The following is a 22764-nucleotide window of genomic DNA, read 5'->3' on the forward strand; positions in this document are numbered from 1 at the left end:
CCTATTCCAGATGGCGCGCTATTCTTTCAATCGTGAAAGCCTCGATGTAGTCGCCGATCTTAATATCGTTATAATTCTCAAGACCAACACCGCATTCAAATCCTTCTTTCACTTCGCTGGCATCTTCCTTAAATCGCCTCAAAGAGCTAATTTTACCTTCGTAGATTACGACGTTATCCCGGACCAAACGGACCTGCGCGTTCCGGTTTAATTTTCCTGAAACAATGTAACTCCCGGCGACTGTTCCCACTTTTGGTATCCTGAAAGTATCACGCACTTCGGCGGTTCCCAGAAATACTTCCTTGATTGTGGGTCGCAACAATCCCGATAGCGCGCTCTTAATTTCATCGACGACGGAATAAATCACGGTGTAGGTACGGATGTCGACTTTTTCCTTTTCCGCAAGTTCGCGCGCTTTCGGTTCAGGACGAACGTTATAAGCGACAATAATTGCGTTGGATGCGGATGCGAGCAACACATCACTGGAAGTGACGGCGCCTGTCCCGCTGTGAATCATTCTAATTTTTACTTCTTCTGTGCCAAGCTTTGTCAAAGTGTCCTTCATGACTTCAATCGAACCCTGCACATCAGCTTTCACAATCACCGGAAGCTCCCGGATTTCACCCTGCTGGATTTTGCTGAAGAGTTGATCGAGTGATAAACGGGAAGTTGAGGCGGCTGCAAGTTCTTTCGCTCTGGCCTGTCGGAAAGCGACAATACTTCGTGCTTTAAATTCGTCCTTGAAGACCTGAAAAGCGTCCCCTGCTTGTGGAACACCTTGCGAGCCCAGGACTTCCACGGGATTGCCGGGCGTTGCTTCCTTCATTTTTGCGCCGCGATCGTCAAACATCGCGCGGACACGTCCCATCACTGCTCCCACGACATAAACGTCTCCGGCTTTTAAAGTTCCATTCTGCACAAGCACTGTTGCGGCAGGGCCGCGACTCTTGTCCAAACGCGCTTCAAGAACTGTTCCTGCAGCAAGACGATTCGGACTCGATTTCAAATCCAGGATGTCGGCAACCAGTAAAATCATTTCGAGGAGTGTCGGAATGTTCGTTCTCTTGCGCGCTGAAATCTCCACACAAACTGTATCGCCGCCATATTCTTCGATCAGTATCTCGTGATCAGCCAGTTGCCGTTTGATCCGGTCCGGATTCGCATCAGGCTTGTCAATTTTGTTGATCGCTACAATGATGGGAACCTTGGCGGCCTTTGCGTGATCGATGGCTTCGAGAGTTTGCGGCATCACTCCATCGTCAGCCGCAACCACGAGCACTACGATGTCGGTGACCTGCGCGCCCCGCGCGCGCATCCGCGTAAACGCCTCATGGCCCGGTGTGTCGATGAAGGTGATTCCGCGCTGTCCGACCCTTACCTGATAGGCGCCAATATGCTGCGTAATTCCTCCCGACTCGCCTCCCGCCACGTTGGTCTCACGAATCGCATCCAGCAAAGATGTTTTCCCATGATCGACGTGGCCCATGATCGTCACAACGGGAGGACGAGTTACTAATACAGTAGAAGCTTCGTCGGTTTCCTGTTCCTTCGCGACGGCTTCTTCATAGCTCGTAACGTTCACATCGAATCCAAAATCGGACGCAAGCTGTTCGGCAAGTTTTAAATCGATGTTTTGATTTATGTTTGCAAGGATGCCACGGTCCAGCAATTTTTTGAGCACCAGCTTTGACATGATGCCCATCTTCTGGGCAAGATCCTTTACGGCAATATTTTCGCTGATCTGGATTTTCGGACGCTCCACAACCGGCGCAGACACAACAGCCACCGCTGCTGGAGCGGGTGGCGGTGGCGCCGTAAGTTGCTCCAGCTCTTCATCGCTTATGGTGGGAGGAGCAGGCGGGAGCGGCTCGCGAAGAGATGGTTCGGAAGGCCTGTCCGCCACAGCCACCACCGCCTCGGCGGATGGCTTTGCAACTTTCGGATGATCTGCTGTGCTTCTTCGTTTTGCTTCTTTTACCGGTTGCCGCGGCACCTCGCGCACTGGCTCTTTCGGAGCAGCCTCCTTCGCAACTTTTTTCTTGCCTTTCTCAACAACCGGCGCTTCTACCTTCGGAGCAGGAACAACCGCCACCGGTTTGGGAGTCTCTTCTTCCAATTCCGGCTCTTCTACAACTTCCTCATCCTTATGCGCAACTTCTGCGCGCTTCGCATAAGGCTCCAGATAACGCCGGATTTTGGGAACCAACTCGTCTTCAATGCTGCTCGTATGATGTTTCCCTTCAATCCCGAGTTTTTCCAGAACCGCTATGATTTCATGAGCGGACCGGTTCATTTCTTTTGCGATCTGATAAACGCGTAATTTCATGCTTGACTACTTTGCTGCCACCTGTGAATTTACGAAATCCTGAATCTCCTGATACAAACGCTCCGCCGTTTCCGGCTCAAGAGATGGAATTTCTGAAGCAGCCTGGATCTGCTTCATCTTTTCAAGATTGTTCCAGCCTCCCGATTCTAGTGCTTGAAGAGCCTTTTCCCCAAGTTCGGGATGCTGTGTGATTTTACTTCGAAACGCTTCCAAACGGGCGTTATTCTCCGCCAGCTCTTTTTTCTTTTCATCCTGGCTCTTGATATCGATTTTCCAACCGGTCAGTTTGGATGCAAGCCGTACGTTCTGCCCTTTTTTCCCGATCGCGAGTGAAAGCTGATCGTTATCAACAACGATTTCCAGTCTTTTCTCTTTATCATCGACCATTCCCACCTGAGCCACTTTTGCCGGTTTGAGGGCATTGGAAGCAAGCTTGATAATATCATCGGACCATTCAATGATATCGATCCTTTCTCCATGCAGTTCGTTGATCACGGATTGGACTCGCGTTCCCTTGATACCGACGCAAGCGCCTACCGGATCAATCTCTTTGTGTGTTGTCGCCACAGCTATCTTCGAACGATCACCGGCTTCGCGCACGGCAGCTTTGATGGTAATCGTGCCTTCGTAGATTTCAGGAATTTCTGATTCGAACACTCGAGTCAGTAACCGTATGTCCGTGCGTGACAGAACGATTTGCGGATCATTGGAAAAACGATGCACGCGGACAATCACTGCACGAATCCGATCTCCCCGTGAATACTGTTCGACACCAGACTGCTGGGACTTAGGCAGAATCGCTTCAACGGTGCCCAGATCAACGATGAGATCCCCTTTCTCCGAATTCTTAACGATACCGTTGAGGAGTTCTCCGACACGATTGGAGTATTCATCGTAGACTTTCTTCCGCTCCGCTTCCTTCACTCGCTGAAAAATGATCTGCTTGGCTGTTTGAGCATCAATTCTTCCCAGCGGACGGCTGGATAAAAGAAGATTGACGCGATCTCCCGGTTTTGCTTCCGGATTCAACGCAAGCGCTTTCTCCATTTCGATTTCTGTTTCCGGATCACCGACCACTTCCACAACGAGCTTTTGAAGCAAGAGTTCGACTTGACCTGTCGCGCGATTCAAACGCGCGATCAGGTTCTCCTGATTCTTGTAATGCTTTCTCGCAGTCGTCAGAATTGCATCTTCAATCGCGTGAACGATTTCATCAGGATTGATCCCTTTTTCGCGACTGATCTGCTCAATTTGATAGATGAGTTCGTTACTCATTGTTATTTCCGTTTCCTGTTCTTTTTCGGCTGACCAAGAATTACGTCCTGAACAGCTCGTTTGACCATGCTCCGGGGAATATTTCTCGGCCTTCCACCTTCCTCAAGAATCACTTCCTCTTCGGTCGTCTCAAGCAATTTCCCGGTTACGCTTTCCATCTTTCCCTGCTCATCCATCAGACTCAACTTCAGTATTCTGCCAATCGCTCGTCGATAATCGCGGTCGGTTTGCAACGGCCGATCCAGCCCGGGTGAACTCACTTCCAGCACATAAGCGCTCTTCAGCAAGTCTTTTACGTCTAGAACCGCGCCGAGTTGCCGGCTAACATTCTCACAGTCGTTTAAAGTAACTCCACCTTCCTTGTCAATATAAATGCGTAACAAACTACGGTTTCTCCCCGGTTTAAACTCGATATCCACAAGATCTATGCCCTCCGACTCAACGATCCGTGTCGCAATTTCTTGAATTTCATTGAGGGAAGTCAAAAAATCCTCGCAACAAAAAATAAAGTGGGCATGTAGCCCACTTACAGGCATTCTGATTGGAAGTGTAATTATACTTTTGCATTCCCTAAAAAGCAAACCATCGCAGGCATTTTGCCAACGCAACTTGACACAGCTAAGTTCCTGAAATGGAAGCAGAAACGGATCGCTGGCAATCTTTGCTTTGGCGTTCCCTTGTCTGTAAGACGAGCGCGTGCTGGCTCTCCCTTTGCAGTGCCGAAGAGCAGGAGGAAAGCAAATGTCGTTGAACAAAATACTTTTGCTCGGTCATTTAGGATCAGATCCCGAAGTGCGCTATCTGCCATCCGGAAAGCAAACCGCTCAGTTCCGCATGGCAACCAATAGAAGGTACAAGTTAGAAGGACAAATCCGCGATGAAACGGAATGGTTTCAAGTCGTTGCATTTGGACGACTCGCGGAAATCTGTGGCGAATTCCTGAAGAAAGGGAGACAGGTTTTCATTGAGGGAAGAATGCATACACGTAACTGGACTGATGGGACTGGCCAGAAACATTACCGGACGGAGGTGGTGGCGGAAGGGATGCGTCTGATCGGCAAATTGAATGGATCAGAGCGACCCAAGGAGGTTCAAGGAGAAGACTCGGATCCTGAGCCATTCTGACTATTGAAGATTGCCAAGTCAATTATTACGGCGAAAGCACGGGCTTGAAATACCGCAGATTGCAAATTTGCTTGTTGCATGCCTCTTAAAGCGATCCACGACAAACACTTTGAAGTTTGCAATTTAGATTTTGCAATACACTATGCAATATGCAAGCTGCAATATTCAATAGATTTCTGGCGGGCGCGCGCATGATCTTTGCCTGCTCCTTCATCGCTGTTTACTTGATCATCGTGGGGATACCGGTTCTCAGCTACTGCCGGATCATGGGGAATCCGCGACTGGCTCTTTATTTGACAAAAGTGCTGGACCAAATGGTTCTCTTTCTGGGCGGAATTCGATTGAAAGTGCGCGGACTGGAGAAACTGGATCACAATCGTGGCTATGTCTATGTGGGGAATCATAGAAGTCATGTGGACGGCGCAGCGGTTTTCCGGACCGTGCCCGGAGATGTCAGGTTCCTGATTAAGAAGGAAGCTTTCCGTATTCCTCTGGTATCTTTTGCGTTAAGCACAATGGGAATGATCGAAGTAGACCGGTCCAATCCGGAAGCTTCTTCGCGAAGCATTGACCGCGCTGTTTCAGAAATCCGATCAGGCCATTCGGTGATTCTTTTTCCGGAGGGCACACGGAGCCGGCAATCGAACATGCTTCCATTCAAAAAGGGAGCATTTGTCCTGGCAATCAAATCTCAAGCGCCGGTAGTTCCCTTTACTTTGATTGGCGCGGAGCAGGCATTACCGCCGGACACAATTCTCCTATATGGAGGAGAGGTCGAGTTAATTTTTCACGATCCTATTGAAACAACCGGACTCAGTCTGGAAAACCGTGAGCAGTTGTTGCAACAAGCCCAAACCCGCGTAAATTCGGCTCTTTTTTGAACAGAAGCACGCAAAGATCGCAAAGGAAACAATATTTTATGCATCAGAAATTTAAGAAAGCTGATCGCCTAAGCAAAAGAGTCATCGGTGCGGCGATCGAAGTTCACCGAGTAATGGGACCAGGTCTTATCGAATCGATTTATCAAAAATGTTTAATACGTGAACTGCAATTATCCGGAATCCATTGCGCTTCGGAAGTAAGGATTCCGCTCGAATACAAAGGTGCAATCTTTGATGAACAACTCAAGATGGACGTTTATGTTGACGACTGTCTTATCCTGGAACTTAAAGCTGTTGAAAGTATCCTTCCGATTCATAAAGCACAGATTTTGACCTACATGAAGTTACTAGACGTTCCTGTAGGGCTTCTAATCAACTTTCACAGTACGCTACTAAAGCATGGCATCAGCCGTTTAATTCTTGCGGGTGCTGACAAATCAACGTAAGAAATCTGTCTTTGCGTCCTTCGCGACCTTCTGTTCAAAAAAGAGGTTCGTTATTTAGACGGGACGGTAGATGGTGTCCCGCTTGAAAGGAGCGTAACCCGCATCTCGGATCAGACGGCGCAAATCTTCTTCGGTAGCCTGAAAATGAGCTCCAGCAGCGGAAACAACATTCTCCTCAATCATGACGCTACCCATATCGTTGGCGCCAAATTGAAGAGCAACCTGGCCGAGTTTTAATCCTTGAGTGAGCCAGGAACTCTGCACGTTTTCTATGTTATCCAGAAAGATTCTTGAGATTGCGAGAGTTTTCAAGAAATCTGTTGCAGTAGAAGTGGGACAAGTCAACAATGTGTTCTCCTGTTGAAACGTCCAACAGATAAAGGACATGAATCCACCAGTGCGATCCTGCAAGTCTCGAATTCGTTGTAAATGTTCCGCTCGTTCTTCCAGTTTCTCAACGTGACCAAACATCATGGTAGCGCTGGAACGTAGATTCAACCGGTGTGCTTCCTCGTGAACGGCGAGCCATTCGTCCGTCATGCATTTGCGCGGAGAAATAATTTTTCGCACGCGATCCACCAATATTTCGCCGCCACCACCCGGCAAGGAATCCAGTCCGGCAGCACCCAGGCGTTCCATCACAACGGGAAGAGGGAGTTTTGAAACTTTGCAAATGTTTGTGATTTCCGGGGGCGAAAAACCATGAATCCACACGGAGGGAAACTTCGTTTTAAAATGGCGCAGAAGCCCTTCGTACCATTCCAATTTGAGTTCAGGATGGAGCCCGCCTTGAAGCAAAATACCAGTGCCCCCAAGCGCAATTGTCTCTTCGATTTTCTTGTCCAGTAGATCCAGTCCATGCAAGTAGGAATCCGATTCTAGAGAAGAGCGATAGAACGCGCAAAAAGAACACTCCACATAGCAAACATTCGTGTAATTAATATTGCGGTCCACAATGTAACTAACCCGGGGACCGGAATGAAATTTGTGCCGTACGTAATCTGCCGCCATGCCGATTTCCAAAAGTTCACTGGAAAAAAACAATTGAACGGCATCCTCCTGTGATAACCGCTCATTCCTGTACACTTTGTCCAGAATAGATGTTTTGTTTTCTACGACTACATCCATATGTCTTTTCTCACTTTTTGCAGATACCCGAAATCGGCCGCAAGAACAAGGAACCGGAGCAATCCTTCGTAATCACTGCGCGCCAAATGATAGCGCAAATTCTCATTATAATACCTCTTCAAAAAAGGGACATCCACTGCGAGCATACTGGCTGCCCGATAAATGATGCCTTCCCAATTTTGCGTCGCCTGCTGGTAAGCATTGTGAAATATTTCCTTCTCTTCATGAGACAGAATCCTTTTGCTTGCCCATACAGCAAAAACGAAAGGAAATCCGGTAATGGAATACCATTCCGTCGCCAGATCATAGTGGTCGTAGTCGCTCTTATCGGTCAGAATAGCCTCGTCACCTATAATCAGAGCCGCATCATATTGCCTTAAAACTTCATGAATGTTATCGATCGAGCCGGAGAGAAATCTTGGCTTATTTTTGTATTTTTCATTCAGAATGATTTTTGACAACAGCACCGAAGTCAAAGAGGAAGGATCCCCAATCACGGTCCTTAACCGATCTAACGGTTTGGTTGCAAATAAATAAACAGACTCCGTCCGGTTAGTTGCAGCAATCCCTAGACCTTTGATGGCGCGGATTTCTGTACTGAGCTGTGTGCCGATAATCGGAATCAGGGCAACGTCCACTTCGTCTTGCAGAAGCATTTCGTAACACCGCGAAGGAGTTTCGAATGTCAGCTCCAAATCAGGATTAAACTCCAGGCCATAAACCAGGGGAAGAGTATTGATGTAGCGTATGGCCGCAATTCGTATCGTCATCGCGTTTGCGCGTCTTTGCGTCACCGCGTAATGACGCGAAGACCCGGAAACGCGCTGACGCGAAGACGCTATTTACCGGCCACGACTTCGAAAACTTCGGATTTTACTTGCAAACTCTCAAAATACACAAGACTTGTGCCGGCGGTAACCAGGCCGACTTTGCCACCGGTGCTAACCTCATCTTCCGCATCTATGATCAGTTGACCATCCACGTACGCTTTCAGTCTGTCGAGGTAACACACCGCTTTCAATTCATACCAGCGATCCGGTGTAAACGCATGATTGACCCGCTCAAGCACTTTAATACCCCCTCGACTTGCCCGAGTTAAAGTCAATCGCTGATCCTTTGAATTCAGAAACAGCATATAGAAACTGTAGAGATTTCTGTAGCGAAGGATGAGTCCTCCTGCTTGCGTGTCCTGGTTTTCGCTGCTGATATAGATTTTTGTCGAAACTTCAAAATCGAAGTAATCCCGGTCTTTCATCAAAACCTTCGGATAGTCGGCATATTTCACAGACTGACTGAGAACCGGTTGATTGATTTTAGGTGGTGTCACAACCTCCCACGCTCCCGAAATTGGACTCAGTAGATCCGTTACCGCTGGATTATCAAATTTCAAAGTGTGGTTCACAAAGCGCGATTGATAAGTAGCAGCAACGAATAGAAGTGGTACAAGAGCAATCCAGAAGCGTTTCTTCATTCAACCGCCTAGAAGTCGTATGCTATCGAGAAATCAAACTGTATTCCATCAGTGAATTTTCTTTCTCTCGGTTTTGAAAGATCAATCGTACGATCCGCATTGAAAAATATGCCCTGACCGTAGACTTTTGAAAAATCAAAATTAAATGGGAGCCCGCCTGCAAAAATGGTGAATCCAGCCCCGATGGATCCGGCTCCCTCTTCCAGATCCAATGCAAACAGACGTCCGTCAACAAGATCTACAATAAGGTTGTCTTGAGGCAAAGCAAGCAGCGAGTCTTCATGTGTACTAAAAGAAGCTCTAAAGTAATCGACAAAGACTTTGCCACGCAATTGTCCAAGGATGGGAACGCGTGGATTCGGCCAGAGCGCAAAACGGAATTCCGCATTTCCGATACCACCGCTGGTTCCGATGATCTCACGGAAATCAAATCCACGGATGTCCTGTCCGCCACCAAAACTAAAAATCACAGGATCGTCCCCGTTTGTATGGAAACCGCGTCCGCGAAAAGCAAGAACAGATCTTCCATGAACGCGGAAGTACTTCCGCACATCCAATTCATAGATCGTACGGGAGACCCAATCGTCCGATATCGAAGGAGCATATCCGAATGACAGCCGGAATGTGAATCCGCTGAGCGGTCCAAATTCTCGGAAACGAGTTGTTTCACCCACAAGAGCAACACCCAGAGGTATGTATCCACCACGCGCAAGAGCATCTGCCTGGCCTGTTTCTGCAAGATGTCGTTCGTACGCATCCTGGACCGCGGGATTATAGAACTTCTGCGAAAGATCAAAAATCCCCGCGCTAAATTCGGCGCGATAAAAACGGCTGAATGGATACTGTGAAATGATTCGTCCACCGTAAATGCGGGAGCGAACAATATCAACGCCGAAACCTACATCCTCCGCTACCGGACCCGGCAAGGGAGCAAAGAAAAAGTCGTCATCGAAAATGAAATCGGACAGATACTGAAAACGATGCCGAAGATCGAGATACCCTACGTTATAAGATTGGAATCCACGAATACGGCTCGTGAAAAAACGAAATTCCTGATCTCCCAGAATGTCCTGCAACACTATCCCAGAAGCCACAGCAAACGTATCGCCTGAAACACCGGTGATTACGCTGGGACGACCCGCGATCAAGACCCGGAACTTCTTATCGGCAATCTTGCTTTGGTCGATGGCAAGCTGTTTTGTCGGACGGAAATCGGTGTCCTGGGAAAAACTTCCCTGCACAGTCTCGCCCTTGGGAACACCCAGTGCCGCCGAAAGCTGCTCGGCGGTTGTTTTTGTACTTCCCTCATCGGTTTCTGTCCCTTTAGGAATCACCGCCACTGCCGTGGGAAGATCCATTACAAAAAACCGGTATTGACCCTTAAAGAAGGAGGTGAAGGCGATCCGATCCTTTCCCTGATCCTTCAAGGAAACTGGACTGAAATTTCCACCGATCACATCCGTATATTGAACTTTATCGCCGGTATTCAAATCCAGCCGGTATAGATTGTAAACGCCATTCCGGTTGGCAGAGTAATAAACGCTGTTTGTTGTCTGATCGTAGTAAGGGCTCGTAGAATCATATTCGTTGAACGTAAGTTGTTCGACCTGATTCGGATTTGCTGGATTCATCCTCATGATCTGATCCCTGGATCGGATACGGGATGTATAGAAAATCCATTTTCCATCAGCAGACCACATGGGAGTTTTTTCAAACAGTGAATTGTTGGTCAGATTTTTGATGGCTTCGGTCTCAACATCCACAACAAAAAGATCCGGTTGACCGTTTACCAAACCGGTGATTAACACCGTGCGGCCATCAGGAGATAGCGAAGGCGAGCCGGCCTGATCAATGGATAGCTTGATTTTTTTGAGACGGTCTCCATCCGACGCATCGATTACGATCAAAGAACGTCGTTTTCCGGTTCGAGCAAAAAACGCAATCCGCTGGCCGGTCCATGACAGATTGCGACCATCAAATCTGTAAGAATCCGTTGTCAGATAGTCATAACTGGAAGTGAACCCGCCCGTGAGATTATCAAGAACCTTCCCGGTGGCGTCGATCTTCAGTATGTCAAACTCGTAATCCTCCCGGTTTGCCGTCATGATAACGAATTCACGTCCGTCCGGAGAAGGAGCTTGCGAAAAGATTTGATGATACTTGCTTGGAAGAGTGATCTCCTTCCCATAATCAATCGGAGACTGGCGATCTCTGTAGTCTTTAAAACGCTCTCTTAAGTAATTAGCGAATTGTTCATTGAACGTTTCTTCTTTCACTCCCAGAGCGGAATAGATCACATCTTCGGATCCGAGTAGCGTGGCTTTCTTTAAATAAAACCAGAACTGGCGGACAGCAGCATCTCCGTATTTTTCCTCCATAAATTCAAACGCAGCATGGCCGACGTTGTAAGGAGCGCGCCCTAACTCAACTCCGCCTGGAGCAATCAGGTCTTCTTCTACGCTTAGAAACGGCAACCGCTCCGTCATCACAGCGTCACGAACAATCATCAAATCGGTTGGATCCCAAACTCCCGTTTGATACTCGGCAAAACCTTCCATAACCCAGAGTGGAGGAGATTGCTTTAGAACGGGTGAAATCATTCCTCCAAATAACATAGAGAATTCAAAAACGTGAGCGAGCTCATGGATGATCAGTTCCTGCAATTGATCGGAGGGCTGATCAATCGCGAAAGCCATCCTGTTATATACCGGTTCAGCCGCGCCCAGGATTCCTTCGGAAATCTGGAGATAATTCACCTGTTCGAATTCACTTTGAGTTTTGAAAAAGATCAGGGGAATTTTGAATTCAATGTCGTGCTGTAGATCGGCGCTGATTTTGTCATACGCGGATTCAGCCATGCTTGCCACTCGCTGCAAATGAGCTTCTGACTGTGGGTAAAAGAAAATTTCGAAGTGTGGCGTTTTGTAAGTCTTCCAATCGAAATTGTCGTATTTGACGTTGTTTTTTCCGTAGTAAGGAACAAGTTGCGCCTGAACTGCGGAAGCTGTAAATAGAATCAGGAGGGTTATTGCAATTTTCTGAACCATGATTCACCTCATCTAAGGTTCTAACAAGGTGCGGGACCCGGCCACCCGGTAGGGCACCAGAACTCCGACAATCTTGGGAGCGATTCTTTCAAAGAGGTCGTAGAAGAGCGGTAAGCTCACATTACTGATGTCATCGTAGATCTCTTCTTCCTTAAAAGTCTCTTCGAATAGTTTTTGTCCGGTCTTTGCCTCGATCAAAACGAGGTTAATTCCTAAAACAAGCTGAAGGCGTTCGCGAGAGGAAGTAACGATTCTTTGAGTTCCCGTGCGGGGATTGGTCACACGTTCCGTTACCAGTCCTCCTTTCTCGTGGTTGGAGAACTCCACGGCTCCAGCAACGATGAGACTCGTATCACGATCTTTGATATCCATCGCTTGCCAGAAAGAGGGATCCTTCAAAACGTCTTCCGGTTTTCGATCGGGAGGAATTTCGATTTTTAATTCTTCGATCTCGTATGAACTACGGTCCGCAAACTCGGACTTGAGTGTTTCTTTAATTTCTTTGTTTACATTGATCGGGATCTCATGATCGACGTCACGCTGTCCGGATACGACAAAGTCGGCAATGTAAATCTTGCGGTAACCTTTGGCTACATACTTCGGTCGAAGCGGAGCCATGATCTGGACTTCTGAGGTTCCGGCAGGACAATCGATTGAGTTAAAGAACAGGAAGGAAAACAAGAAAAGTACCACTATGATCTGTCGCATATTCTTCGGGGGGATTCCTTATTCCTATAGGAACTACAGGAAAATGCTGCAGTCCAGTTATTCTTTTTGACGCTGATACTTCCGGTAAAAATCTCGAAATCGATCCAGATTGTTTTTGACGTTCTGGTTCTGACTGTCCAACCGGTAAGCTATCTGGTATTCCTCCAACGCCAGTTCGTATTCTCCCAATTGTTCATAAGCAACTGCCAGATTGTTATGTGCCATCAGATTGTTAGGATCGAGTTGTAAGGCTTTTCGCCATCGATATATTGCTTCGTCCCAATGATCTTCCTTTGCGGCTCGAACACCATACTTGATTTGTCCTTTAACTTCTTCACTGACTTCTGCAAAGCTGAAAGAAGAGCAAAGTAATAGAATGGAAAGAAAAACTGTGGTAGGAACTTTGGTTTTTTGCATCCGTCCCACTATCTGGAAAAAAATTATAGGTATTTTGTGAGAGGCGTGCAAGAAAGCAAACTTTCAGGTTCAACGTTCAAGACGTTCAAAAGTTTAAAAAGGTTCAAACAATTCAAACCGGGCAATCCTATTGACCGATTGGGACGGCGGTAACAAAAAACGTCACTGCCCGGTTGACACTAATTTGATTTTCGCAGTTGCCTATGATAACCTCGAAACCGTTAACCTATTGATATGGAAAGGGTTTCTACAAATGTGCTGGCCGCTGAATTATGGCACTAAACTTGCAGGAAAGAAGGAAACAAGCTTAAGTCTAAAGGAGGTAGAATGAAGATTAGGCTAAAAAAGGAAGGATTCACCTTGATCGAGTTGCTGATCGTGGTGGCCATTATCGGTATCATTGCCGCGATCGCCATCCCTAACCTTCTGAATGCTATTCAGCGTGGCAGACAGAAGAGAACAATGGCGGATATGCGCGCAGTCGGCACAGCGGTAGAATCTTACGCGGTTGATAATAACAAATATCCGGCGGGAGGATCTGCGTTATCAACAATTCAAACTAACGTTGAACCAAGGTACATACAACAGGTGCCATTGGTGGATGCTTGGAACCAGAATTACGACTACCTGTCATCCCCAACAAGCTCTCCGCAGGCATACTCTGTGGAAAGTTACGGTAAGGATTTGGCGGACCATGGCTACTTTGTTGGTTCGACAACAAACTTCAACAACGACATAGTTTTCTCGCAAGGTCTTTTCACTGGGTATCCTGAAGGAAGCCAGCAATAAGGTCTTTTCAACGGTTTTGTGGTCCCTCCGAGTGGAGGGACTACCTGTTTTTTTTTTAGGGGGAGAAGTGAATGAGGAAAGGAAATCTAGGACATCAACTTAGAAAAAACGGCTTCAGTTTGGTCGAATTGATGATCGTTCTCGTCATCATTGGTATACTGATGGCGATACTCATTCCTAACATGCTGGATGCAACGCATCGTGCCAAACAACGCGCCACTGTTGGCGAACTTCGCGCGTGGGGAAATGCACTTGGTGCTTATGTCGCTGAGATAGGAACGTTTCCGGCCGGAACCGGCGCCCCCGGGGTTCTTGTATCAACCATTCATAACCAGCTTGTTCCTTATGCCGTTTCGGCGCTACATGACCAGGATTCCTGGAAATTTGATATGCGCTATGTTGCACCGCCTCTTCCCACTCCAACGAGCTATACAGTGATTTCTTATGCTAAGAATGGAATACTCGATGTCTGTCTAACTCCCGCAACCTGGTTCAACTACAATGAAGATATAGCTATTTCTGACGGATTATTCGTTTGTTCGCCTAGCTAGTGATTGTATCCAGAACAATTTCCCTTCTTCCTGTTCTTGCAATCTTTGTTCTATTTCCTTTTTTTGAAGGTGGAAAGACTTCCACAGGGCTCTTTTGTTTTCATTCGATCACCTTATTTGGATTAGCGGCCGCTGCGCTATTCTATTCACGCATTTGGGTATCCCGCTTCTTAATCTACTTCTTTCCTTTTCTCATCCTTCTCGTGATCAGCACGGTTTTTAGCCCGTACAAATACGCAGCATTTTTAAAATTATGGGACTTCATAGCTGCCGCATCCTGGGCAACACTTCTTTCTACACTGATCCAAGAGGAGAAGGAGAGTTTTGAATCCTATTCTGTTCATATTTTTGTCGCCGGGGCAATCAGCACCATTGTGGCAATTCTCATACATTACCCGACGGATCCTGGCCGCGTCAGCGCTTCCTTTCTGAACCCTAATGAATATGGCACCTTCGGATTGATGCTGCTTTGCTTTGGGATTTTTTGTTTTGAACATGCCATTAGTCGCAGACGTAAGATTCTTGTCGCCACTTTGTTGAGCCTTCTGCTTCTGAGCGTTGCATTGACCTTTTCACGCGGAATCTTTGTTGCAAGCTTGTCGGTTGCTATCGTTGCGTTTTTTCATCAAAAACCGGGCAAAACGGTCAAAACCTTCCTGATTTCCCTTCTGGTGATCAGCGGAATTCTCGTAGCCTTGAGATTTCGTTACCAGGACGATCCGTTGAAATACTACCGCTGGAAGATATGGAAAAGTTCTTTGAAGGGTGTCGCCGCAGACCCGTATTTTGGGATTGGACTAGGAATGTTGGAATACCGTGCTCGCATTTACAACTTTCCTACAGATGCGGAGGTCGGGCGTTATGGACGAATCGCACGATCCGCAGATAGCCAGTACGTTGAAATTCTCGCTGAAACAGGTTTCCTTGGACTTGTCTCGTTTCTATTCGGCTGGTTCAGTTTGTACTTTTCTTTACGAAAGATTTCGGCGCGATTTTTCTATCCCGGCCTTGCCTGGTTGATCATCACATTGACCTGTCTTTTTTCTGTTCCATTGGAAAATACATCAGTCATCTATCTTCTGATGTTTTTGCTGGTATTCTGTCTTTCGGAAAACAAAAACGAATTCAAGCTCATCTCTTTTGAGCGGCCAGGGAGAATTCTGATACCACTAGGATGCTTTCTGGTATACGTTTTCGGAGTCTTCCTTCCCTTTCAGGCGGACAGGGAATTCTATCGTGCACTGAAATCAAGCACTCCGCAAGAAACGGACAAGCATCTTGCAAGTGCGGTCCAGTATAACCCTTATCAACCGTATTACAAGTTCGTTTTTATTCGCAAGATTGTCGATTCAAGACCGAATTTGGACACGCATAAATGGTTGAATCTTCTCAAACTGATAGAGGAAGCCATTCAACTGAACCCTCTCGAATATGAGTTCTATCTTTACAGGGCCCGGATATACAGGGTGCTGCTGGAAAAAGATTTGAATCTTGGCTTTTACTCGGGCGTGGTTTCTTCGTATCAAACTGCCCTGGATTGGAATCCACACAATGTATTTCTGAGGCTTGAATATGCTTCCTTTTTGTATCGTTTCAACCGGCAAGGGCTTGCTGAAATAGAACTGAGAAAGACATTGGAAAGGGAGCCTGCATTCCTGAATGCCCGCCTGTTTCTTGCGGAGGTTCTATTATCCAGGAATAGTTCAGAAGAAGCCCGGAAAGAGTATTTGGCATTTTTGAATTACAATAAACGCTTCCGGAACGAGGCCGCCAATACCTCATCTTCTTATATACGTTCACTTCTGGAAGTGAACGAGCAAAAGAAAAAGAGAGTTGAAGATCTACTAAAAGCCGGTTAATCGGCAAATGAACCGCGCAACATTATGCAGCTTTCCACAGCTCTGATTTACTTATTCTTCTTCAGCTCCGGTTTTGCCGCCCTCCTGTATCAAGTTGTCTGGCTGAAGTATTTGAACCTGCTCTTTGGCAGTACGACCTATGCAACCGCCGCTGTCGTGGCAGCTTTCATGTTCGGACTCTCTTTTGGAAGCAGGATTTCCACGAAATTTCCACGGCTCTACATAACATCCTTGAAAACCTACGGGCTGATAGAAATTGGAATCGGACTGTTTGCCATTTCATTTCCATACATGTATTCCGGATTCAAGATTCCCTTCGCATGGATTTTCAATCTTGTTGGCCCACAAACATTTATATACAATCTGGTGACCTTCGCTCTCGCTTTTCTGGTGTTATTGATTCCGACTTCATTGATGGGAGCGACTCTGCCGTTGCTCAGTCATCATTTGATATCCGAAAAAAATGTGACGACCGGAAGCGGTTTACTCTATGCAGTCAACACCACAGGCGCGGTTTTCGGAATTTTAGTTTCTGCATTCATCCTGATTCCCAATCTTGGACTCCAGGCAACCGTTCATGTTGGCGTTATGTTGAACGTGATAGTGGGCCTGGTTTGTTATCTCGCTGGGAAAACGCGCGGTCATGGAGTCGTACAGGTGGCGCCAAATTCAAAGGAGAAAAATCGACTGCTCTGGCTATATGGGATTTCCGGATTGCTGGCAATCGGCTATGAAGTGTTATGGACACGGTTGCTGGTTCTGCATCTGGGAAGCAGCGTCTATGCATATGCAATCATGCTTGCTGTTTTCCTAATCGGGATCAGCTCAGGTAGCTTTGTATCCGGAAAATGGCTGGCGTCGAGCGCCAGATCGCCTGTATCGCATTTTGCCATCATTCAAACAGCCTGGGCCTTCTCCATTCTTTTACAGATGGTGCAGTTTGCAAATCTCCCCAATACTCTTCTGAGACTTGCTCAGCCTTTTGGAGGGTTAACCGTCACAACGCAGTTCACCATCCTGTTTATCGCGGCGGTACAACTGCTGTTCTTGCCGACATTTCTATCCGGAGCTTTGTTTCCTCTTGTGGTCACTTGGATGTGGAAACAAGGAAAGACGATCCAGGAAGCGGTTGGACTTAGCTATAGCTACAACACAATAGGGGGTATCTTTGGTTCCATTCTTGCAGGATTTGTATTACTCCCTTTGTTCGGCACTCAGCTTTCTCTTCTGGTTTTGGCGGGAGGAAATCTTCTCCTGGGATTCATTGCGATCTTTCTGTATTCCGGAGAAATCAGGATCGCCGGCCACCACAAGTGGCTCGCCACAGCAGCTCTGATTCTGTTTCTCGCCATTTCGATAACTTTGCAAAGTCGCTTGAATGTTATCAGGAGCGCGGGCATTTTTCACTCCGATACAACTCCTGAACTCTTGCATGTGGAAGAGGATCCTACAGCCACGATAACAGTGGAAACGCGAATCCATTTGGGAACACGTTACCGTTCTCTATCCGTGAACGGCGTAAATGTGGCCGGAACTTCTCCCAACCTGATCACAATTCAAAAAATGCAGGCTCATGTTCCGATCATTTTATTCGGACCGTCAAAAAAGAAAGAGATCTTACATATCGGATTTGGGAGTGGCGGGACGGCTTATTCGGCGTCTCTTTACCCAAACAGCAAGATCACTGTTGTTGAGATTTCACCGGGTGTCGTTCGCAATGCGGACAACTACTTCGAGTCGGTAAATCATCGTGTAGCCAGATCCGGCCGATTGAATGTGATTTACTTCGATGGGCGAAGCTATCTGCAAAACACTACCAAAACCTATGATGTGATTCTTTCAGATTCCATCCATCCTCGCTATTCCGGCAACGGTTCTTTATACACAAAAGATTATTATGAGCTCGTCTACCAACAACTGAATCCGGGCGGAGTGCATTCTCAATGGATTCCGATCTATTCGGTTGCGCAACAAAATCTGCAGGAGATTCTGAAGGCCTTTTCCGATGTCTTTGAAGATTCCTGCGTCTGGTATGTGAATTCCACAATCAATCCTTACATCATCGTTACAGGCCGGAAACAAGCCCGCGGGATTTCTATCGCAGATATTCAAGATGCTTTCGGCATCCCTTCCGTCTCTCAGGATTTGAGAAGTGTCACCTTATTTAATGAATTGTATTTCCTGGATCATTTCCTGTTTGGAATGAAGGGATTGAAGCTTTATACGGGCGACGCCGAGCCTCACATAGATGATCGCCTGTCCGTTGAGTATGAAAGTTCACGCATTGTTAATAGACAACTTTCCTGGTGGTTCAATTTCCGCGATTTATTGAAAGCCAGGGAGCCTGTCTATGCCTATCTCTCTTCCCCCGATCTCCTGAACCATGTAAACTATGAGCGCTTTTATCAGGCTACTGAAGCAAATCTGGTTGGCCAGTTATACTTTGTCGGCGGTAAGCCTGCAGAAGCCAGAAAGGCGTTTGCGGATGCCATACAGAAAAATGGGATAGACCGGGAGCCTGTTGAATATTATCAGAAACAGTTCTAATCTCCGGTCAAATGAACCGCATATGGATCGTCCGGACAAGGTTGCCAGCACGCTCTCGCTTGTGATTCCCGCGTACAATGAAGAAAAGCGTCTGGACTCTCATGGTCACGCTTTCGAATATATTAGAAGTATCTTCCGAACCGTAGAAATCCTCTACGTAGACGATGGCAGCACAGATGGAACGTTTCTTCGGCTGCTTGACTATGAGAAGCAAAATCCGCATGTAAGGATTTTGCGGCACGAACGGAATCTTGGGAAAGGCAGAGCTGTACGGACAGGGATGGAGGCAGCAACGGGAGATCTGGTGCTTTTCTCCGATGTTGATTTTTCAACGCCGATCGAAGAAGTTCAAAAATTGCTTCACTGTATTCACAATGGTTTTGATGTTGCGTTTGGCAGCAGGGGCGTTCCTGGTTCGAATGTAGAGATTCGCCAATCCTTATTGCGCCAGGTAACGGGAAAGATTGGAAATGCGATTGTTCAAAGCCTCTTGCTTCTTCCTTATACAGATACTCAATGCGGATTTAAACTGTACAAGGCGGAAGCGCTTAAAATAATTCTACCCAGACTCACCGTGGATGGGTTTGCGTTTGATATGGAAATGCTTGCTGTCGCCCTTGCTCATGGTTTGAAAGTAGCGGAAGTTCCCGTGACGTGGAGGAATGTTTTAGACAGCAGAGTGCGAGCCATCCACAACCTGGAAGTATTACAAGATGTTCTCAGGATCCGTTACCGGATGGCAATGGGTTACTATTCCTGACACGTATATGAGCCGGCGCGGCCAGATGCTCCTTGTTGGAATCTCCAGCATTTTGATTCACTCTTTTGTTCTTTCTCAGATTCAGTCCATCCCATTCGTAAAATACTGGCATGCTGCTGAGCTTTTCCTTCAAAACAAATTGATTGGCGAAAGGATCCTGGATTTCAGCCCTCTGTATTTGTATTTCCATGTGCTTCTGGTCAAGCTCAAGGTGCCACAGGCTTTCCTCTTGTGGATTCAGATCTTTTGTGTTGCAGCATCAGCTGCTCTCCTGTATCAACTCTTATGTCGATACGTCCGCACCACTATTGCAGTCGCGGGAATAGGCGCTTTCATTCTGGATCGCAGTTTAATGGTTTACACACACACTTCCGAGCCGGAACCGGTTGTTCTGCTCTGGATCGTTGCAGCAACTTATCTCATTTCTCTTCAGACCGCCAGAGCAGCACTGTGGGGCGGACTCTGTTTCGGAATGGGCATTCTTACCAGACCAAATTTTGTTCCTGTGCTTCTTGCTGTTCCCTTTTTCTACAAAGTAAACTCCATCGACACAAGCTGGCGCAAAAAAACTCTCCTTTTTTTTGTGTCTTCGCTTTGCTGCCTTGTTGGTCTCTGGATTCGTAACGCGGCAGTCGTTGGATACTTCTCCCCGTTTGTTATGAACCCGGGAACCGCGCTGTATGAAGGAAATAACCCAAATTCCTGGGGAATGAGCTCGGTTTATCCACCCGTTTTGAACCAGCTGTCCGATCAATACGCGCGCCAACCTGATTATCACCATCAGCTATACCGTGATTTCGCAAGGCGCATCACCGGCAGAGATCTTACTTTACCTGAAGTAAACTCTTACTGGACCAGCAAGTCTATCCATTTCCTGATAGACCATCCCTCACGAACAATTTCCTTGCTTGCAACGAAAATCTTACATTTTTTTCATGCTTTTCAATGGCACGATCTCGCGAACGCTTATTTAGCAGAAATAGAAATCAAGCGAACATGGGTACTCGCAACTCCCTTTGCATTCGTGTCCGCTCTCGCGTTACTCGGGATGATCGTTTTGAGCGCACAATGGAAACGATATCTCATTTTTTATGCGGTATTTTTTAGCCAGTTCTTCTTTATGCTTTCCATCTACGTATCGGCGCGGCAGAGAATCTCCATCCTCTTTCTATTCATTCTCTTTGCCTGCGGAATGCTTGAATCTATCATTGCAAAGAAAAAGCTGTGGCTTGTGATTCCAGCGGCACTGCTTTTCCTGCCTTTATCCTTACCTACCGATTTGATGAGAGAAGAGAAGCATCTATGGGACAACATTAGACAATCCAATCGCCGGTTGGTTGACGCTTACAGTTTACGCAATCAAGGGAAACTCCTGGACGCCGCGCGGAGTTCGTCGCTTGCGCTTGCTATAGCTCCGTGGTTTTTGGATTCGCGACGGCCCGCGAATCTTCCATTCGGAGAGAATGGCTACGAACAAACAGCCTTGACCTTTTCCCGCCAAGACGATCCTGCCCTGCTCATGGATAAAGCTGTATTGCTGATTGAAGCGAACAAAATCGGTGATGCCAGAAAGATTCTTAACGAACTTTACAGGGCGGGTTACCGGCTCAAAAGAGACGATTATCAATCCTCCGAGTTACGCTTTTATATTGCCAGATGCGAGATCAAGAATAATCAACGCCGGCAAGCCATAACAACATTGCTGGAAGCCATTCAGAATTCGCCGGGAGATCCTTCCTCACTCGCCTATCTTGCCGCTTTAACGGGACAGAACAAATACAAACAGCAATTATTACGATATTTTGATGACATCGATGCTGCATTTTTTCTCGGGAAGGCATATCTTGAGACTTCGAATCCGGCCGCTGCAGTTCAGCAATTCCGCTATGTGACAGCGATGCTTCCGGAATTTCGGAAAGGATTTATTTACCTGGCTGCGGCATTAAGTGAGTCAGGAGAATACTCCGAAGCAGCAAAACACTACAGAAGAGCGATGTCTGTGCGCGCGGATCCTGTATTCATGGAAAAAGAGATTCTCAAACTGTTTGGAGAGCTTGCGCGACAAGAGCAGTCCGCGATTTCCTATTACTCTTACGGGTTTGTCTTGCGACAGTTTGGACATTTTCGAGAAGCGCTGGAGATGCAACAAAAAGCAATCACATTGGGTCAGGCCAATCAAAGCATCCAGGAAGAGATACGTAACCTCCAGAAAGTCATCGCAACCATTGAGAATAAAGCTGCAAATACTGCGCGGTGACTTGCGACCGGTCATACTTGTCACGCACAGTCTGCATCGCACTCATGCTCCATCGCATCCGGTCCGCCCGCGAATCCGCAGCCCTGCGCAATGCTTTACTCAAAGGTTCAATCGCCGCAGTTTCCACAAGCAGGCCCTGTTGATCCTGTTGGAGCAAATCGACCACTCCGCCGATTTCAGTTGCGATGCACGGAAGGCCGCAGCTCATAGCTTCCAGCAAAACATTCGGAAACCCTTCTTTTATGGAAGGGAGTACAAACACATTTGCTGCCTGATAGTAATCCAGGGGCTTTAGAGTGCTGCCATGAAATTGAATGTTAGGCAGCCCCTGACTCTCAGCCTGTTTTTTCAGACGCTCCTCTTCAGATCCCGAACCCACGATCCACAAAATCCCGCAAGGATCCATTCTCCACGCTTCCAGGAGGTAATCGACTCCTTTTCGTTTTTCAAGTCTTCCCAAAAAAAGAAAAACGACCTGATTTGAGGGAATGGAGAATCGTTTCCTGAGAACTTCTCTCCTTTCGGGCGAGGCTTTCGTAAATTTCACACTGTTCACAAAATTGGGGACGCAATGAATTTTGCTTTCGGGAACATTACAGGACGCAAGCTCCTCCTTCAGTTCCCTGCTGATTACGATCCAATGATCAATCCTTTTCAACCATCGTTTATAAAAACGATGCTTCAACGAGGATTTCGAAACAATTGTGTTCAAATCATCGCGCGTTGCGGGCTTTAAACACACTGGCCGGCCCAGAAGCGCAGCCAATCTCGCAGCGATCAACGAAAAACCCGTGACACCGTGTGCATGAAGCATGTCAAAGCGTTTTCTCTTCGCAAATAGAAACAAAGCCAGTCGAAAAAACAGGGTTATGCCTGAGCCTTCCAAACGATGAACAAGAAAACCGTTTCGAAATTCGCGTTTAGGGAAACTTCCGGCGGGATGGCTCACGATGCTCACAAGATTTCCTGTTTCTGTTAAAGACTGGGAAAGCTCAAGCGCCTGGCGCTCGTATCCACCTACTCGATCGACGGAAGGGACCACCATCATTAGAGCAAAACATTTTTGAGTGACCGGTGTTGCGGGTGATAAGTCTTTCAAGAAAAGAATTTTGTATAGCCTGAAAACTTTCTGAATTTTTTGCCCGAAGGAGGTGGGTTGATAGTAGTCCATCCCTTT

At 47.0% G+C, this 22764-nt stretch carries 19 protein-coding genes and 1 pseudogene; 10 read left to right on the forward strand and 10 right to left on the reverse strand.

What is annotated here, in order from left to right; genetic code table 11:
* Position 1 precedes the first annotated feature (1 nt).
* Genes infB through L0156_17110 form a run of 3 tightly spaced genes read right to left on the reverse strand, consistent with a single transcriptional unit; the run spans position 2 to position 4086 of the window.
* Positions 2 to 2326: a translation initiation factor IF-2 gene (gene infB, locus L0156_17100; GenBank protein MCI0604707.1), complete on the reverse strand. Its 2325-nt coding sequence runs from the start codon at positions 2324 to 2326 to the stop codon at positions 2 to 4.
* Positions 2327 to 2332: 6 nt separating this feature from the next.
* Positions 2333 to 3601 carry a transcription termination factor NusA gene (nusA, locus tag L0156_17105; protein MCI0604708.1) on the reverse strand — a complete coding sequence of 423 codons (1269 nt, stop codon included), beginning with the start codon at positions 3599 to 3601 and terminating at the stop codon, positions 2333 to 2335.
* Between the two features lie 2 nt (positions 3602 to 3603).
* On the reverse strand, positions 3604 to 4086 hold the full coding sequence (locus L0156_17110) for a ribosome maturation factor RimP (GenBank protein ID MCI0604709.1): 483 nt from the start codon (positions 4084 to 4086) through the stop codon (positions 3604 to 3606).
* 256 nt (positions 4087 to 4342) lie between these two features.
* On the opposite strand from L0156_17110, the gene ssb reads away from it, so the two are divergent.
* From ssb to L0156_17125, 3 genes are all read left to right on the forward strand, one after another.
* Positions 4343 to 4726 (forward strand): single-stranded DNA-binding protein, encoded by a 384-nt coding sequence (ssb, locus tag L0156_17115; protein MCI0604710.1) that lies wholly within the window; start codon positions 4343 to 4345, stop codon positions 4724 to 4726.
* A gap of 149 nt (positions 4727 to 4875) precedes the next feature.
* Positions 4876 to 5607, forward strand: coding sequence for a 1-acyl-sn-glycerol-3-phosphate acyltransferase (locus L0156_17120; GenBank protein MCI0604711.1), 732 nt, complete (start codon positions 4876 to 4878; stop codon positions 5605 to 5607).
* A gap of 38 nt (positions 5608 to 5645) precedes the next feature.
* Positions 5646 to 6053 carry a GxxExxY protein gene (locus L0156_17125; GenBank protein ID MCI0604712.1) on the forward strand — a complete coding sequence of 136 codons (408 nt, stop codon included), beginning with the start codon at positions 5646 to 5648 and terminating at the stop codon, positions 6051 to 6053.
* A gap of 54 nt (positions 6054 to 6107) precedes the next feature.
* Here L0156_17125 and mqnC read toward each other — a convergent pair whose 3' ends face one another.
* The 6 genes from mqnC to L0156_17155 all read right to left on the reverse strand — a co-directional run bounded on the left by mqnC (position 6108) and on the right by L0156_17155 (position 12824).
* Positions 6108 to 7181, reverse strand: a complete 1074-nt coding sequence (gene mqnC, locus L0156_17130) for a dehypoxanthine futalosine cyclase (protein MCI0604713.1) — start codon at positions 7179 to 7181, stop codon at positions 6108 to 6110.
* Positions 7172 to 7951: a menaquinone biosynthesis protein gene (locus L0156_17135; protein MCI0604714.1), complete on the reverse strand. Its 780-nt coding sequence runs from the start codon at positions 7949 to 7951 to the stop codon at positions 7172 to 7174. The genes mqnC and L0156_17135 overlap by 10 nt, the downstream gene beginning before the upstream one ends.
* A 68-nt stretch (positions 7952 to 8019) precedes the next feature.
* Positions 8020 to 8652, reverse strand: a complete 633-nt coding sequence (locus L0156_17140) for a hypothetical protein (GenBank protein MCI0604715.1) — start codon at positions 8650 to 8652, stop codon at positions 8020 to 8022.
* Between the two features lie 8 nt (positions 8653 to 8660).
* Positions 8661 to 11699 carry a hypothetical protein gene (locus L0156_17145; GenBank protein ID MCI0604716.1) on the reverse strand — a complete coding sequence of 1013 codons (3039 nt, stop codon included), beginning with the start codon at positions 11697 to 11699 and terminating at the stop codon, positions 8661 to 8663.
* Between the two features lie 12 nt (positions 11700 to 11711).
* Entirely contained in the window at positions 11712 to 12407 is a 696-nt protein-coding gene (locus tag L0156_17150; GenBank protein MCI0604717.1) for a hypothetical protein, read from the reverse strand.
* Between the two features lie 57 nt (positions 12408 to 12464).
* The gene (locus L0156_17155) at positions 12465 to 12824 is read right to left on the reverse strand and encodes a tetratricopeptide repeat protein (GenBank protein ID MCI0604718.1); all 360 of its coding nucleotides are present in this window, start codon (positions 12822 to 12824) and stop codon (positions 12465 to 12467) included.
* A 327-nt stretch (positions 12825 to 13151) separates the two neighbouring features.
* Between L0156_17155 and L0156_17160 the strand changes: the two are divergent.
* The 7 genes and pseudogenes from L0156_17160 (at position 13152) to L0156_17190 (ending at position 21587) form a co-directional block, all read left to right on the forward strand.
* Positions 13152 to 13244, forward strand: a pseudogene (locus L0156_17160) (prepilin-type N-terminal cleavage/methylation domain-containing protein).
* A 51-nt stretch (positions 13245 to 13295) separates the two neighbouring features.
* Positions 13296 to 13613 carry a type II secretion system protein GspG gene (locus tag L0156_17165; GenBank protein MCI0604719.1) on the forward strand — a complete coding sequence of 106 codons (318 nt, stop codon included), beginning with the start codon at positions 13296 to 13298 and terminating at the stop codon, positions 13611 to 13613.
* 71 nt (positions 13614 to 13684) lie between these two features.
* On the forward strand, positions 13685 to 14164 hold the full coding sequence (locus tag L0156_17170; GenBank protein MCI0604720.1) for a type II secretion system GspH family protein: 480 nt from the start codon (positions 13685 to 13687) through the stop codon (positions 14162 to 14164).
* Entirely contained in the window at positions 14164 to 16023 is a 1860-nt protein-coding gene (locus L0156_17175; protein ID MCI0604721.1) for an O-antigen ligase family protein, read from the forward strand. The genes L0156_17170 and L0156_17175 overlap by 1 nt, the downstream gene beginning before the upstream one ends.
* A gap of 24 nt (positions 16024 to 16047) precedes the next feature.
* Complete coding sequence (locus L0156_17180) at positions 16048 to 18570, forward strand: fused MFS/spermidine synthase (GenBank protein MCI0604722.1); 2523 nt, start codon at positions 16048 to 16050, stop codon at positions 18568 to 18570.
* Positions 18571 to 18592: 22 nt separating this feature from the next.
* A complete protein-coding gene (locus L0156_17185; protein ID MCI0604723.1) occupies positions 18593 to 19330 on the forward strand; it encodes a glycosyltransferase family 2 protein in 738 nt (245 codons plus the stop codon).
* Entirely contained in the window at positions 19284 to 21587 is a 2304-nt protein-coding gene (locus L0156_17190) for a hypothetical protein (GenBank protein MCI0604724.1), read from the forward strand. The genes L0156_17185 and L0156_17190 overlap by 47 nt, the downstream gene beginning before the upstream one ends.
* Here the strand turns inward: L0156_17190 and L0156_17195 are convergent.
* A complete protein-coding gene (locus tag L0156_17195; protein ID MCI0604725.1) occupies positions 21544 to 22758 on the reverse strand; it encodes a glycosyltransferase family 4 protein in 1215 nt (404 codons plus the stop codon). The genes L0156_17190 and L0156_17195 overlap by 44 nt on opposite strands.
* Positions 22759 to 22764 lie beyond the last annotated feature (6 nt).

The sequence above is a fragment of the bacterium genome, from assembly GCA_022616075.1.
Lineage (GTDB): Bacteria > Acidobacteriota > HRBIN11 > JAKEFK01 > JAKEFK01 > JAKEFK01.